Here is a 14,051-nt window from a genome sequence, read left to right on the forward strand (position 1 = left end):
GGGAGCACGCGCACGACGAGCGGTAGACTCGTACCCCGTGGCTCTCACTATCGGCATCGTCGGCCTGCCCAACGTCGGCAAGTCCACCCTTTTCAACGCACTCACCAAGAACGACGTGCTCGCGGCGAACTATCCGTTCGCGACGATCGAGCCGAACGTCGGGGTGGTGAACCTCCCCGACCCCCGCCTGGACAAGCTCGCGGAGATCTTCCACAGCGAGCGCGTGCTCCCCGCTGCCGTGTCGTTCGTCGACATCGCCGGGATCGTGCGCGGTGCCAGCGAGGGCGAAGGGCTGGGCAACAAGTTCCTCGCGAACATCCGTGAGGCGGATGCCATCGCGCAGGTCGTGCGCGGTTTCTCCGATGACGACGTGGTGCATGTGGAGGGGGCCGTGAACCCGGCATCCGACATGGAGACGATCAACGCCGAGCTCATGCTCGCCGACCTCGAGACCGTCGACAAGGCGATCGCGCGGTACGAGAAGGAAGTGCGCGGCAAGAAGATCGAGCCGGTCGTCCTCGAGACGGCGAAAGCGGCGAAGGATGCTCTGGAGCGCGGCGTGCTGCTCTCTGTTGCCGGCATCGACCTCGAGCCCATCCGGGAGCTGGGTCTGCTGACCGCCAAGCCGGTCATCTTCGTCTTCAACGTCGACGAGGGCGTGCTGACGAACGATGCTCGCAAGGAAGAGCTCGCGGCGCTCGTGGCACCGGCGAAGGCCATCTTCCTCGACGCGAAGATCGAGTCCGAGCTCATCGACCTCGACCCGGAGGATGCCGCCGAGCTGCTCGCATCGACGGGCCAGGATGAGTCGGGTCTCGATCAGCTCGCTCGCATCGGCTTCGACACCCTGGGGCTGCAGACGTACCTGACGGCCGGTCCCAAGGAGGCCCGCGCCTGGACGATCCCCAAGGGGTCGAAGGCGCCGCAGGCCGCCGGTGTGATCCACACCGACTTCGAGAAGGGCTTCATCAAGGCGGAGATCGTCTCGTTCGACGACCTCGTCGCGACGGGATCCGTCGTCGAAGCCCGCGCCAAGGGCAAGGCCCGCCTCGAGGGCAAGGATTACGTCATGCAGGACGGCGACGTCGTCGAGTTCCGCTTCAACAACTAGTCGCGTTCCCGTTCAACGTCTGCCCAAGTGGGCGAGCATCGCGAGGACCACTGCAATGTCGTGTTCTGCGGGCTTGCATGCTGGGCCGCTGATAGCGTGCGATCCATGGATGAGTACCTCACTGCCGCGGGGGCCTCGTGGGATCCTGAACCGACTGGCGGCGAATGGATCGGTCCGCTCCTCGACTTCTTCGGCAGGACGCTCGGTCACGCCGTCCCCGCGGGGTACGAGGCGTATGCCGTCGTTCGGATCCCGTGGGGCGCTGAGATGCCGGAGCGGCAGGACTATCCGGTCCTCGAGGCGTTGATCCAGCAACTCGCGCCCTTCACTGGCGCGCAGATCGTGCACAGCGCTCTGTGGGAGGGTTGGGGATGGCTGTATGACCGCGACCAGGACCCGCGCACGGCGCCCGGATCCGCCGCCTTCGCCTTCCCCCATGATGAGGCGGTGCTCAGACAAGCGCAGGAGTCGATGGCCCGCCGTCGTGTCGCGAGACCCTATGCTGCGCCGCTGATGCTCCCGGAGCGCAACTACTTCCTGTGGTCGGGCCCACTCTCTTCCGTCGCAGCTCTGCGGCACAACGGCGACATCCCCTCGCTGATCTGGCCGGAGGATCGATCGTGGTTCATCGGTGCCCCGATCTACACCAGCGAGATCGCCGTGGGTGCTGACGAGCGCATCATCCGGGCTGTCCTGGATGCACCGGGTCTCCGTGCGCTGGGCGAAGCCCGACGAGGTGCTTCAAGGCGACGACTGACGGTTGTGCCGTAACGCCGCCGCGTCCAAGACCAGGGCGACGGGTGACGGCGTCGGGTGTTGCAGTGGTGAGGTCGAGCTGTGCGAGCGCGAGAGGTGATTCAGCTGCGGAACGTGGTTGAGTTCCGCTTCAACGTCTAAACCCCAGCTTGGAGGGCAGGCCTTCTCCGGCGTTTTCGTGTGTGGGTGTCAGGAGCGATCCATTGCGTCGATGTATCGCGTAAGGGCGTCGCGGTTCTGCTCGAGGAAGGCTATGCGCTCGACCATCTTGTCGCGCTGTTCGACGAGCACCGCGCGCAGTTCGGGATCAGGATCTGCGACGATTGTGCCGCTTGTGTCATTCAGGCACGGCAGCATGTCGCTGATGATGCGGGTAGGGATCCCCGAGTCGAGCAGCCCGCGGATCTTCTGCACGCGCGCCACGAGATACTCGTCGTATTCGCGGTAGCCGTTGTCGAGCCGTAGCGGCGTGATGAGTCCCTGCTCCTCGTAGTACCGCAGCATCCGCGTGGGCACCTTTGTTCGCTCAGCCAGCTCGCCGATCCGCATCCCGCCCATCCTTCACATCCATGTCAAGGATATCCGTCAGAACTGCCTCTTGGCCACGGCAGCGCGCCTGGAGCCAGCCAGGAGCTCGCGGAGGCGATCGGCGAGTAGCGGCGTTCCCTGGTCCACAGCGTGCACGCACCCGACTCCGCCCAGGAGGTCTGCGAGGCTCTCAGGCCCGCATGAATTCGCGATAAGTACCTCATGCCCCGCGTCGACTGCGAGACGGGCATGACTATCAAAGCCCACGCGCCGGTGTTCATGATGATTTGACATTCACATGGGTGTCAACGTTGGATGATAGGCGCATGACCATGGCAGACCGCAAAATCATCCTCGGGATGGCACTGACTGACGGCTACGGCACCCTCCCGGGTGCCTGGCGCGCACCGCACGTTGACCCCGGAAACTACTCGAAGGTCGAAGCGAACATTCGCTACGCCCAAGCCGCCGAACGCGGCGGCTTCTCGTTCGTGTTCACGCCCGACTTCCCGGCCGTGCGGGGCGACCTCGAGCACTCGACCGTGAGCAACATCATGGATCCGCTCATGGAGGCGGCTGCGATCTCGCAGGCGACGAACAACATCGGTTTCGTGCTGACGGGGTCTACGACGTTCCAGGAACCTTTCAACACAGCCCGGCAGTTCAAGACGCTCGACATCATGAGTCACGGCCGCGCCGGTTGGAACGCTGTCACGACGAGCGACCAGCTCGTCGCGGCGAACTACGGCAAGCCCGTCGCCGACAGAGCCGAGCGATACCAGCGTGCCCACGAATCGATCCAGGTCGTGCAGTCGCTCTGGGGTAGTTGGGAGAAGGACGCCTGGATCAAGGACCAGGAGTCGGGCCGCTTCATCGATCCTGCGAAGCTGCAGCCGATCAACCTCGGCGGCGAATACGTCGCATCGCGCGGACCGCTCGCGTTGCCGCCGTCGGAGCAGGGGCAGCCTGTCGTCTTCACCTCGGGCGGACCAAGCCCGCATCTGCTTGAGATCGCTGGGCGCTACGCGAGCGGCTTCATCACCGAGGTGTGGACGATCGACGAGGCCCGCGCTTCGCGCGCGGCGCTGCGGCGTGCTGCTGAGAAGGCTGGTCGCAACCCCGACGACGTGAAGTTCATCGTCGGCATCATGACCACCGTGACCCCGACGGTGCGCGAAGGACTCGACCGGCGCATGTCGATGTCGGGCGAGGTCATCGAGGCCCGCCTTCCACACCTCAGCGCGATGATCGGCGTGCCGATCCAGCCGCGGCACATCGACAAGCCGCTCGCGCCCGAACAAATGGCAATCGCGCATGCGTCACCGCAGGACCCGCGCTCCGAGATCGCGCTCAAGGTGGCGCGCGAGGGGTGGTCGCCGCGTGACATCCTCGCGCACGGCGTCATCGATTATCACCCCGTTACCGTGGGGCCGGGGGAGGTACACGCCGATCACATGCAAGATTGGTTCGATGCCGGTGCCGCCGACGGCTTCTGGCTCTCGCCCGACGTCTACGAGGACGGCATCGACGCGTTCGTCGACGAGGTCGTGCCGATCCTGCGCGAGCGTGGCCTCTATCCCGAGGGCTACGTGGGATCCACGTTGCGCGAGAACCTCGGCATCCCCGACCAGTACGGTCTTGGCGAGTGGCTGAAGTGATCACGCGGGATCGGATGCGCCATGCGCTCGCGGGGTTCTCGACCGGCCTGTCGGTCGTCGCAGCCGAAGTCGACGGGCAGATCGTGGGCATGCCCGCGAACTCGCTCGTATCGGTGTCGCTGGATCCACCGCTCGTCTCGCTGTCGTTCGCGTACGCGTCGACGACGTGGCCCGTTCTTCGGCGGGCCGAACGGTGGGGGATCAGTGTGCTCGGCGTCGGGCACGAGCAGGTGCTGAGCAATCTGCGCCGCCCGGCCGCCGAGCGGTTCGTTGGCGTCGAGATGGAGGTGAGGGGCCAGGCGGCCTTTGTTGCTGGTGCGCTCGCGACGATCGAGGTCGTTCCGCGCACTGCCGTAGAGGCGGGCGATCACACGCTGATGCTGCTGGAGGTGCTCGCCCTTGATCGCGATGAGACGCGAGAGCCCCTCGTATTCTTCGGCAGTCGTGTGCGCACGCTGGCGGGTGACGTGCTGACGTTAGCCGTGTGATCAATGGTTGGTCCGTACCGGAACTCGGTGGAGTTCCGCTTCAACAACTGAGTGAAGCCGGCGCGAACGGGCGGTCTATGCCCGACGTTCGACGTCTCGCCTCAAGATCTCGGGCCAGGTCTCGACATCTCCCGGGGTCCGGGCGACCGTCAGAGTTGCGTGCGGGAGCAGCACGGCGAGGGATTCCGCGGTGGACAGTGGGTGGCCCGGATCGCCCACCCAGGCCAAGATCGTCGTCGGCACGTCGATTCGCGCGACGGCCTCAGGGGCAGGCAGGTCACTGAGCGCCGCGCCGCGAAGCAGCGACGGCAAGAGAGCGTCGGCGACGTCGGGCCGTGTCTCCGGGGTGCCGACGGTGGCCGGTGGCGGTGTTGTTCCACGCGTGGCGGCGAGGAATGCTTCCACGCCGTCGGATTCGATGAGCGCGGCCGCTGCTCGGTAGATCTCGGCTTGATCGGGTCTGGTCGTCCAGGCAGTGGGTGGCACCATGAGCGTGAGCCCGGTGAAGCGGTCCGGCTCGATCGAAGCAGCGTGCAAGAGAGTCGCGGTACCCATGGAGGGACCGACTCCGTGGATACGTTCGCCCGGGAACCAGCGGTCGAGCAGCCGCAGAAGGTCCTCAGCGAGGTTCTGCCAGCGATAGTCCTCGGGGACCTTCCGCCCGGTCGACCGACCGTGACCGCGTGCGTCGTACCGGAGCAGTCGAGTCCCACTGAGCCCTCTACCGAGGTCGAGATTGAGGACCCGATCGCGGCCCCGGCTCGACGTGAGGCCATGCAGCTGGACGACGGGGTGTCCGCCTTCATCGCTCAAGGCGACAGCCAGCTCTGCTCCGGCTACCTCGAAAGTGGGCATCAGGGTCTTCAATCGGTGACTGATCGCGTCGGTCGTTGACTTTTCAGACTATCTGGGGCGATATGGTACTGCCCATGCGACTGACCAACGTCACGCACCTCCGCCTCCCATTCGGACGGCTCTGGGGTTACGACGTCAGCGCGTCTGCACTCGGGCGACGCCTCCCCGTGTCGTTCGATCAGCGACTCCATGTCGGCGCAGGCGATCGACCCGGCTCGTGGATGGCGTTGTCCTTCCGGCTGCCCGCATCGACTCGTCGTGAGTCGATCGCCGACGCCTGGCTGGCCGTCGTCGCTCGCCATGGCACGCTGCGATCGGCATTCGCGCCCGGTGCTGATGGCGATCCGGTGCTTCACGAGATCGAGATCGCCCCCGGAAGCTGGGTCGAGCATCCGGTGGCCCCTGGTCAGGCTGTCAACGACGCGTTGCGGGGCATTCTCGATGCGGCGTGTTCACCGTACGAACGTCCTTCGCACCGGCTGTGCGTGTTGGAGACTGCCGCAGGGCTCACTGTCGTGATCGCAGCGGACCACGCGCACGTCGACATGTGGTCGATGCTGGTGATCGCGCGCGACCTGCTGGCTGCGCTCGACACGGGGACGGCGGGCCCGCAACCGCTGCCAGGGCCGGCACCGGCGTTCGTCGAACACACGCACGCGCTGCTGGATCGGGATGCAGCACCGGACCACGTACGTCAGCGTTGGGAAGACATCATCGAGGACAGCGGTGGCGTGATGCCGCAGTTCCCGCTGCCCCTGGGCGCGCCCGAGCCGCATCCCGAGCGCGTGGAAGTGCGCGACGTGTTCGATGTCGACGACGCCGCAGCATTCACTGCACAGGCCCGCGACGACGGCGTCTCGACCCTCGCACGCGCAGTGGTCGCGATGACTGCGGTGACCCGCGAGTTGGCGGGTACCCCGCTTCGAGCTATGTTTCCGGTGCACAGCCGCTTCGAGGACCACTGGCATGACTCGGTCGGTTGGTTCATCACCAACTCCGTCCTCGAGTCGGACGTCGCCGAACCGCACGCGGCGGCGGCCGCGGTGAAAGAGGCGGTGCGACTCGGCGCATGGCCGCTCGCAGACGTACTCGCTCCGTGGGGCGGCATGCCTGTAGCGCCCGGGATGTTCGCGATCTCGTGGCTGGACCTGCGCAGACTGCCCGTGCGAATCGACTCCGTCGGGCTCGACGCCCAATATGTCAGCGCGGCGACCGACACCGATGGTGTGATGCTGTGGTTCATCCTGGATGAGGCGGGTCTGCACCTGAGATGCCGTTACCCCGACACCGCTGAGGGTCGCGCCAACGTCGGCGGATGGCTTGACCTGCTCGTCGCCAGATTGCAGGCGGACGCGCGGTCCTCGGTTCGTGGACCGGCTGACGCGTATCCGTGACCCAGGTGACAGGATTGACGGATGACCGCAACACTCGTGGCCCAAGGGCTGGCCGGCGGGTACGGCCATCGCACCCTGTTCGACTCGCTCGATCTCACCGTCGCACCGGGCGACGTCGTCGGGCTGGTAGGCGCGAACGGTGCAGGCAAGTCGACCCTGCTCACCTTGCTCGCCGGTATCCGCGATCCGCAGGCCGGCACGATCAGACTCTCGCCCGCCGACGCCTTTGTCGGCTGGTTGCCGCAGGAGCATGAGCGCATCCCGGGGGAGAGCGTCGCCGACTACATCGCCCGCCGTACGGGCTGCGCGGCAGCGACGAACGACATGGATGCTGCCGCAGCCGCGCTCAGCGACCCCGCCCTCGCCGCGCCAGGCACAGATCCGGCCGACACGTACTCGACAGCGTTGGAGCGCTGGCTGGCCAGTGGCGCCGCCGACCTCGACGAGCGGCTGCCGGTGGTGCTCGCCGACCTCGGTCTCGATCTCGGCGGTGACGCTGCTCACGCGATGATGACTTCGCTTTCGGGCGGGCAGGCAGCCCGCGTGGGACTCGCCGCGCTGCTGCTCTCGCGGTTCGACATCGCGCTGCTGGACGAACCGACCAACGACCTCGACCTCGACGGCATCGAGCGGCTCGAGGCATTCGTCCGCGGCATCCGTGGCGGTGTCGTGCTGGTCAGCCACGACCGCGAATTCCTTGCTCGTTGCGTGACCAGGGTCCTCGAGCTCGACCTTGCCCAGGGCTCCAACCGAGTCTTCGGCGGTGGCTACGACGCGTACCTCGAGGAACGCGCGACGGTGCGTCGGCACCAGCGCGAGAAGTACGACGAGTTCGCCGACAAGAAGGCCGACCTCGTGGCCCGCGCCAGGACTCAGCGGGAGTGGTCGAGCCAGGGCGTGCGAAACGCGATGAAGCAGGCTCCGGACAACGACAAGATCAAACGCAAGGCGTCGGCGGAGTCGAGTGAGAAGCAGGCGCAGAAGGTGCGTCAGATGGAGAGCAGGATCGCCCGACTCGACGAGGTCGACGAGCCCCGCAAAGAGTGGCAGCTCGAATTCACCATCGGCTCGGCCCCGCGATCGAGTTCGGTCGTCTCGACTCTGAGCTCTGCCGTGTTCCGGCAGGGATCCTTCACTCTCGGACCCGTGTCGCTCCAGGTGAACGCAGGGGAGCGCATCGGCATCACCGGCCCCAACGGCGCAGGAAAGTCCACGCTGCTCCGCGGGCTTCTGGGGCGGCAGAGTCCCGACGAGGGAACGGCAGCGCTCGGCGCGAGCGTGCAGATCGGCGAGATCGACCAGGCGCGTGCACTGCTCTCCGGGACGCAGCCGCTGGCGTCGGCGTTCGAGTCCCTTGTACCGGCCATGGCATCAGCGGAGGTGCGCACCCTCCTCGCCAAGTTCGGGCTCAAGGCTGATCACGTGAGCCGTGCCGTCGACGAGCTCTCACCGGGCGAGCGCACCCGGGCGGGACTGGCGCTGCTGCAGGCTCGCGGCATCAACCTCCTCGTGCTCGATGAGCCGACCAACCACCTCGATCTGGCGGCCATCGAGCAGCTCGAGCAGGCACTCGACTCGTACGAGGGCGCTCTGCTGCTCGTCACACACGATCGGCGGATGCTCGCGACGGTGCGCACTGACCGCCACTGGCGGGTGGATTCGGGCCAGGTCGCCGAGATGTGAAGTTCCCTCAGCGGGCCTCCCGCCCCTGTGCCGCCGAGGTGACGAGGTCGCTCTTGGGCAAGGTTTCGCCGGCGTCGAGAGCGCCCGACCAGGCATCCACCTGGGCGACGGCGGCCCAGTTCGAGTGGAGGAGCGCCATCAGAGTCGCGTGCACCTGCTGGGCGGACACACGGCCCGCTTCGTTGGCGATGTCGATCGCGCCCGTCGCATCGGAGAGGACCTCGACGGCGAAACCGAGCGGCTCGGCGGATGCTGCGGAGGACAGCACGCAGTTGTTCGTCATGTAGCCGACCAGCGTGATCGTGTCGATGCCCTGCTCGCGCAGCCACGCCGCGAGATCGGTTCCGTCGAAGACGCTGGAGAAGTGTTTGCTGACGCGCTTGGTGGCACTTTCTTCGTAAGCGGCGACATCAGGGTGGTTGCCGTGGGTGGCCGATCCGGCCGCGAAGACGGGAGCATCAGCCGGAAGCTCGTGCTGCACCAGAACGACCGGGATGCCGTTCTGCTCGGCTGCGTCGATCGCGGCTCGGATCCGCGCGATGGATTCGTTCCGCTCGGGGTACTGCATCGGGAGCAGTCCCTCGAAGTACTCCTGCTGGGCGTCGATGACGACCAATGCTCGTCGTGGTGCGCTCATGGTGTGTCTCCTCTGGTGGGAAAGTCAGTGTCGGATTCACTGCGGCCGATCCGCACCTCACGGAAAGCTGCAGTGTTTGACGTGAGCTACTCTAGCAACCATCTCACGGTAAAGAGCAACTGATACCATGAGGGCATGGATGACAGAGTTTCGGTTCCCGGTGCCGAGCAGCATCCCAGCCTCGCCCTGGTCAACACTGTGACGACGCAGACCGGAGGCGCCCCGCTCGACGAGTTGGACACGCCCGAAGAGCTGAGGAAGTGGCTCCTGAGGCGCGCCCTGATCGCACCGGAGGCTGAACTGCAGGAGCACTGCCGGAGCCGGATCGTCGCGCTCCGCGAGAGCCTGCGGATCATCTTCGACGCGCACGCGCAGGGCGACGTCCCCGCGGCGGATGCTGTCGACGAGCTCAACCGCGCTCTCACGGCGGTGCCCGGCGCTCTCCTTCTCCGGTTCGAGCCCACGAGTGGGTTCACCCGCAGCCCGGATCATCCGACGACCCAGGTGATCGAGCACGTCATGGCGCTCATCGCCGACGACGCGGCATCGTTGCTCTCTGGGCACGAAGCATCCATGCTCGCACAATGCGACGCGAGCCCATGCTCGCGGTTCTTCCTCCGCACACACGCGCGGCGGCAGTGGTGCTCGACACGCTGCGGCGATCGAGTGCGCGCGGCGCGTTCCTACGTGCGGAAGAAGGCGCCCTCGGTCCGCGAGTGAATCGACCTTCGACGGATCTCCGCTCTCTGCCACCGGACCAGGGCGTCAGACCCGCCGGATCCTCATCGAACGGACGCCCGCCCCGACGGCGACCGACATCACCGCCACCCGTACGAGCGGGTGCACGCGGAGCCAGGTGTAGACGCTCCAGCGGCCGCGCCCTGGTAGCCCGCCATGTGGATCGACGTCTTCCAGCGGACCCTCGAGATTGCCCGCGCTCGGAAGAACCGTTTCCGACGTGTGCATGAAGCGGTCGAAGCGACCGAGCAGACTGTCCATCACCGACGGCACCAGCGAGTCGCCCGCCGTGAAGAAGCGCGCACCGCCGCCCGCGTGGATCGTCCGCACCCGATGGGTGGCGGCGAAGACGATGGCCTCGGCCACGACCGAAGGCGAATAGTGGGGGCGGGGCCCTGTGGGCCGGCGAGACAGGCGATTTCGCGCATGCCGGTAGATGGGTGTGTCGATCACCGCAGGGCGCACGGCCGTCACCGAGATCTCGGGCGCTTCGGTGCGGAGTTCCCGGCGCAGCCCGTCGAGCAGTCCTTCGACGGCATGCTTGGAAGCGGCGTAGCCGCTGTGGAGGGGCAACGTGACGACCGCCTCCGTAGAACTCACGGCGACGAAGGTGCCGCCCCCGGCGCGACGAAGCGCCGGGACAGCAGCCTGTATGCCGTGCAACTGGCCGACGACGTTGACTTCGAAAAGCAGGCGCAGATCGGATGCCGTCGTCTCCGCAACCGGTGCGTAGAGCAGCACGCCGGCGTTGCCCACCCAGGTGTCGATCCGCCCGAACCACTGCTCGACCTGGTGCACGGCGGCCGCGACGCCGGCTGCGTCCGTGACGTCGCAGACGATGTACCGCGCGATCCCTCCGTCGCGCTGAATCGCCTCGACGGTGTCAACCAGAGCCGCTTCGCCTCTGGCGAGGATCACCACGCTCGACCCGGCTCGCGCGAAACGCATGGCCGCTTCGCGACCGATGCCGCGCGATCCGCCGGTGATGACCACGACCTGTTCTTTCAACGGGCGAGGGTTTCGGCTGCGCCGCTCACCTTGCCCTCTCCGTCCTCGCGCCACGGACGCACTCCTTCTCCTCGATGCGATCTCGACTTCGATCTCATGCAACCCTCGATCTCTGTTTTCCCTCAGGGGGTTTGCAGAGGCGAAGGCACCTGCGACAATCACCCGCGACACGAGAACGGCCGTCGGGCGGCGGCGACTGGTTCGGGCGGCACCTTGGCGGCGGGATACGCTGGACCGGGCGGTTCGGGACCGCGGCCCGCTCGCAGGGGCCTGCCGGGGATGTTCCGCCTCAGAGACTGATACCGACGGCACGAGGAGACTGACGCCGATGACCACCGAGACCCAGATCTTCGAACCCGAAGGCCGCGCTGTTCCGTATGTCGACGAAGGCGACGGGCCCGTCAAACTCGTCATGATCCAGGAGCGGGGCGTCCCGATGGATGTCCTCGCCGTGGCCGCGCACTACCTTGCCGAAGAAGCCGGGTTCCACGTCGTGCGGATCGGGCATCGTGGCGGCGTCGACGATGCAGACGTGTCGCTCGAGGAGCGGGTCGAGGATACGCTCGCGGTCATCGACCACGTCGGGCTCGACGACACCTGGGTCGGCGGACACGGCTACGGCGGCACGGTCGCGCGCGCGCTCGCCGCAGCCCACCACGCGCGGGTCAACGGCCTGCTGCTCCTGGGTGTCGAACAGAGCGAGATCCCCGTCGCACCCGTGATCCCGGTGCTCATCATCCAGGGCTCCGACGACACCGTGAATCCGCCCGCAAATGGTGAGCAGCTCATGGCCACCGTCCCTGAGCGTGTGAGCGTGAAGACGATCGCCGGTGGCGACCATCTCTTCCCGATGACCCATCCGATCGAGACCGCTGTCGACATCGAGGAGTACCTCGACTGGGACTGAGCGGGAAGCGCCGGGGTCGCTAGCGGCCCTGGCGCTTCTTGTACGGCTTCGGCTGTCCCTTCACGGCGGGCGCTCGCCCCTCGCCTTTCGAGGCCTTCGCCTTGCCACCCCGGGGCACAGGGGCGTTCCGAACGGGCTCCGGAGCCGCTGCCACCTGCGCACGCGCCTCGACCAGGAGCAGTTCGCCGACCTTGGTGAGCCTGGTCGGATCGTCGCGATGAACGAGCGAGTCGCCGACCTCCGCCTCGAGCTTGTCGATCGACGTGTACAGCGAGGCGAGCGGGATGCCGAGCTTCTCCGCCGCACGCGGAAAGTGCAGTTCCTCCGCGACGGCGATGAAACGGCGGAGTAGCGAGATCTTCACGGGGTGAGCCGTCCTTTCCCGCAGGGATTGCGGTACGTCTTCAGCGTACGCTGGCGAGACACCGATCGAAGGGTTCACCGTGTCCGACCATCACGACAACTCCGCTCCGGAGTGCATCCCCGCACAGTTCGAGGGGTCCGTTCCGGAACTCGAGGCCGACGAGACGATCGCTCCACGGCCGGAGGAGGAGATCGCCGAAGTCCTCCGCGCGGAGCCCGACCTGCGCGACCACACCAGCCACGATCCCGCGTGAAGCCTGAAGTCTGAAGTCTCGGAGCCCATCCACGGAAAAGACGGATGCCGCGACCTCTAGGCCGCGGCATCCGGAAACGTGTTCAGGTGAGGTCGTTCAGGCGACCTTCGGCATCACCGCGAAGGACACGGCGCCCTCGTCGTCGACGCCCGCATCGAGCACCTTGTCGTCGAGCGCGGAGGCGGCCGTCTCATCGAGGAAGAGACGGGTTCCGGAGACCTCGACGACCTGATCCTGCGGGTCCGGGTCTGCGGTGACGAGCACAGCCAGGCGTGCGCCGCCGTCCGCATCAGGGGTGGCGGTGGAGTGGATGCGCAGCCCGGCATCGGGGGCTTCGCTCTGACGACTAACGAGGGTCGTGACGATTGCGGTGGCGTTGTCGGTGAGGGTGAGCACGAGACTCTCCTTCCGGTCGGGGCATGCCGCGGTCGCGACATGTCCGGGCCACGATGCCGGACTTCGGTGCTCGTCTCAAGCCGAGGGATCGGATTCGGAGGAGGCTCTCAACCTTCGAGCGGCTTGCGCATGAAGATCTGCGCGGTCCCATCGCCATCCGGAACCCGCTCGTGCTCCTCGTAGCCGCACGACTCGTAGAGCCGGATGTTCGCCTCGCTCAGGCTTCCGGTGAACAGCTCCGCCACCCGAGCCGACGACGACTCCTCGGCTGCGGTGAGCAGCATCCGCCCGATCCCTTCGCCCTGCATGTCCGGCGCGATGGCGATGCGTCCGACGAGGAGCAGGTCGTCGCGTTCGACGAAGCGGATGGCGCCGACCAGGCGTCCGTCGATCCGTGCGGTGAAACCAGATTCCGAGCGGAGCTCCGCCTCCAGCTCGGTGAGCGTCTGCGTCAACGGAGGCATGTCCACGCTTCCGTAGATCGCCGCTTCCGAGACGAAGGCGGCGCGTTGCACCGTCAACACCTCGCCCGCATCGTCGTCGCTGATCGGGGCGATGACGACCTCCGGTCGATTGTTCTGCTGCTCTTCCCTCACGGTCCCTCTCCTCGTCACGCGGCCACACTCCGGGTTCGCCCGGTCGGTGTCAACCCCCTCGGGGTGCCGCACTCCGCCACGCTAGCGTCCTGGACAGGAGGTTAGAAAACATGGCTGAGACCAAGACGAACAAGAAGACCGGCAACACGACCAAGGGGGGAGTCAAGACCACTCGCCGTCAGAACGCCGAGAAGGGGTTCACGGCATCTCCGACCCTTGCAGCGAACATGCAGGCCGTGCTCGTCGACCTGCTCGAGCTTGCCCTGCAGGGAAAGCAGGCGCACTGGAACGTCGTGGGGCGCAACTTCCGAGACACCCACCGTCAGCTCGATGAGATCATCGAGGATGCGCGCGCCTTCAGCGACACGGTCGCTGAGCGGATGCGCGCCCTGCACGCGGTTCCCGATGGTCGAAGCGCGACGATCGCCGAGACGACCTCCCTCCCCGCCTTCCCGGCCGGAGAGGTGTCGACCACGGAGACCATCGACCTGATCACCGTGCGACTCGAGGCCGTGGTCTCGACGATGCGCGACGTGCCCGACGAGGTCGACGAAGAGGATCCGACATCGGCAGACATCCTGCACGCCGTGATCGAGCGGCTCGAGCAGTTCGCCTGGATGGTCAGTGCCGAGAATCGAAGCCCGGCAGGTCGCTGATCCTGCAGTCCTCCGACGGAGTC

17 protein-coding genes are annotated in these 14,051 nt (G+C 66.7%); 10 read left to right on the top strand and 7 right to left on the bottom strand.

From position 1 onward, the window contains the following. Window positions 1-37 precede the first annotated feature (37 nt). Both ychF and D7252_RS11220 read left to right on the top strand, forming a co-directional pair. Entirely contained in the window at window positions 38-1,111 is a 1,074-nt protein-coding gene (ychF, locus tag D7252_RS11215) for a redox-regulated ATPase YchF (protein WP_120775465.1), read from the top strand. Between the two features lie 105 nt (window positions 1,112-1,216). Further along, window positions 1,217-1,882: a hypothetical protein gene (locus tag D7252_RS11220; protein WP_120775466.1), complete on the top strand. Its 666-nt coding sequence runs from the start codon at window positions 1,217-1,219 to the stop codon at window positions 1,880-1,882. A 174-nt stretch (window positions 1,883-2,056) separates the two neighbouring features. Here D7252_RS11220 and D7252_RS11225 read toward each other — a convergent pair whose 3' ends face one another. Then, window positions 2,057-2,416, bottom strand: coding sequence for a MerR family transcriptional regulator (locus D7252_RS11225; protein ID WP_120776930.1), 360 nt, complete (start codon window positions 2,414-2,416; stop codon window positions 2,057-2,059). 311 nt (window positions 2,417-2,727) lie between these two features. On the opposite strand from D7252_RS11225, the gene D7252_RS11235 reads away from it, so the two are divergent. Continuing rightward, window positions 2,728-4,053 (top strand): NtaA/DmoA family FMN-dependent monooxygenase, encoded by a 1,326-nt coding sequence (locus D7252_RS11235; protein WP_120776931.1) that lies wholly within the window; start codon window positions 2,728-2,730, stop codon window positions 4,051-4,053. A gap of 14 nt (window positions 4,054-4,067) precedes the next feature. After that, window positions 4,068-4,541 carry a flavin reductase family protein gene (locus tag D7252_RS11240; RefSeq protein ID WP_147406730.1) on the top strand — a complete coding sequence of 158 codons (474 nt, stop codon included), beginning with the start codon at window positions 4,068-4,070 and terminating at the stop codon, window positions 4,539-4,541. 75 nt (window positions 4,542-4,616) lie between these two features. On the opposite strand, the gene D7252_RS11245 is transcribed toward D7252_RS11240, so the two are convergent. Further along, window positions 4,617-5,396 carry an alpha/beta fold hydrolase gene (locus D7252_RS11245; RefSeq protein ID WP_120775469.1) on the bottom strand — a complete coding sequence of 260 codons (780 nt, stop codon included), beginning with the start codon at window positions 5,394-5,396 and terminating at the stop codon, window positions 4,617-4,619. A gap of 74 nt (window positions 5,397-5,470) precedes the next feature. On the opposite strand from D7252_RS11245, the gene D7252_RS11250 reads away from it, so the two are divergent. Further along, entirely contained in the window at window positions 5,471-6,790 is a 1,320-nt protein-coding gene (locus tag D7252_RS11250; RefSeq protein ID WP_215110941.1) for a condensation domain-containing protein, read from the top strand. 21 nt (window positions 6,791-6,811) lie between these two features. Next, window positions 6,812-8,473, top strand: a complete 1,662-nt coding sequence (locus D7252_RS11255) for an ABC-F family ATP-binding cassette domain-containing protein (protein WP_120775470.1) — start codon at window positions 6,812-6,814, stop codon at window positions 8,471-8,473. Window positions 8,474-8,480: 7 nt separating this feature from the next. Here the strand turns inward: D7252_RS11255 and D7252_RS11260 are convergent, their stop codons facing one another. After that, complete coding sequence (locus D7252_RS11260) at window positions 8,481-9,110, bottom strand: isochorismatase family protein (protein WP_120775471.1); 630 nt, start codon at window positions 9,108-9,110, stop codon at window positions 8,481-8,483. Between the two features lie 135 nt (window positions 9,111-9,245). On the opposite strand from D7252_RS11260, the gene D7252_RS11265 reads away from it, so the two are divergent. Next, window positions 9,246-9,830: an ABATE domain-containing protein gene (locus D7252_RS11265; RefSeq protein ID WP_120775472.1), complete on the top strand. Its 585-nt coding sequence runs from the start codon at window positions 9,246-9,248 to the stop codon at window positions 9,828-9,830. Window positions 9,831-9,875: 45 nt separating this feature from the next. On the opposite strand, the gene D7252_RS11270 is transcribed toward D7252_RS11265, so the two are convergent. Then, window positions 9,876-10,856, bottom strand: coding sequence for an SDR family oxidoreductase (locus D7252_RS11270; RefSeq protein WP_183055271.1), 981 nt, complete (start codon window positions 10,854-10,856; stop codon window positions 9,876-9,878). Window positions 10,857-11,184: 328 nt separating this feature from the next. Here D7252_RS11270 and D7252_RS11275 point away from each other — a divergent pair, with 328 nt between their 5' ends. Continuing rightward, window positions 11,185-11,763 (top strand): alpha/beta fold hydrolase, encoded by a 579-nt coding sequence (locus tag D7252_RS11275; protein ID WP_120775474.1) that lies wholly within the window; start codon window positions 11,185-11,187, stop codon window positions 11,761-11,763. Window positions 11,764-11,782: 19 nt separating this feature from the next. Here the strand turns inward: D7252_RS11275 and D7252_RS11280 are convergent, their stop codons facing one another. After that, a complete protein-coding gene (locus D7252_RS11280; protein ID WP_120775475.1) occupies window positions 11,783-12,127 on the bottom strand; it encodes a LysR family transcriptional regulator in 345 nt (114 codons plus the stop codon). 79 nt (window positions 12,128-12,206) lie between these two features. Between D7252_RS11280 and D7252_RS20070 the strand changes: the two genes are divergently transcribed. Continuing rightward, a complete protein-coding gene (locus D7252_RS20070) occupies window positions 12,207-12,380 on the top strand; it encodes a hypothetical protein (protein WP_183055272.1) in 174 nt (57 codons plus the stop codon). A 96-nt stretch (window positions 12,381-12,476) separates the two neighbouring features. Here the strand turns inward: D7252_RS20070 and D7252_RS11285 are convergent, their stop codons facing one another. Continuing rightward, complete coding sequence (locus D7252_RS11285; protein WP_120775476.1) at window positions 12,477-12,776, bottom strand: Fe-S cluster assembly protein HesB; 300 nt, start codon at window positions 12,774-12,776, stop codon at window positions 12,477-12,479. 107 nt (window positions 12,777-12,883) lie between these two features. Next, window positions 12,884-13,372 (bottom strand): GNAT family N-acetyltransferase, encoded by a 489-nt coding sequence (locus D7252_RS11290; protein ID WP_120775477.1) that lies wholly within the window; start codon window positions 13,370-13,372, stop codon window positions 12,884-12,886. Between the two features lie 110 nt (window positions 13,373-13,482). On the opposite strand from D7252_RS11290, the gene D7252_RS11295 reads away from it, so the two are divergent. Next, complete coding sequence (locus D7252_RS11295) at window positions 13,483-14,028, top strand: Dps family protein (RefSeq protein ID WP_120775478.1); 546 nt, start codon at window positions 13,483-13,485, stop codon at window positions 14,026-14,028. The last annotated feature ends 23 nt before the right edge of the window (window positions 14,029-14,051 follow it).

Origin of the sequence: Microbacterium sp. CGR2 (assembly GCF_003626735.1) — a bacterium.
Classification (GTDB): domain Bacteria; phylum Actinomycetota; class Actinomycetes; order Actinomycetales; family Microbacteriaceae; genus Microbacterium.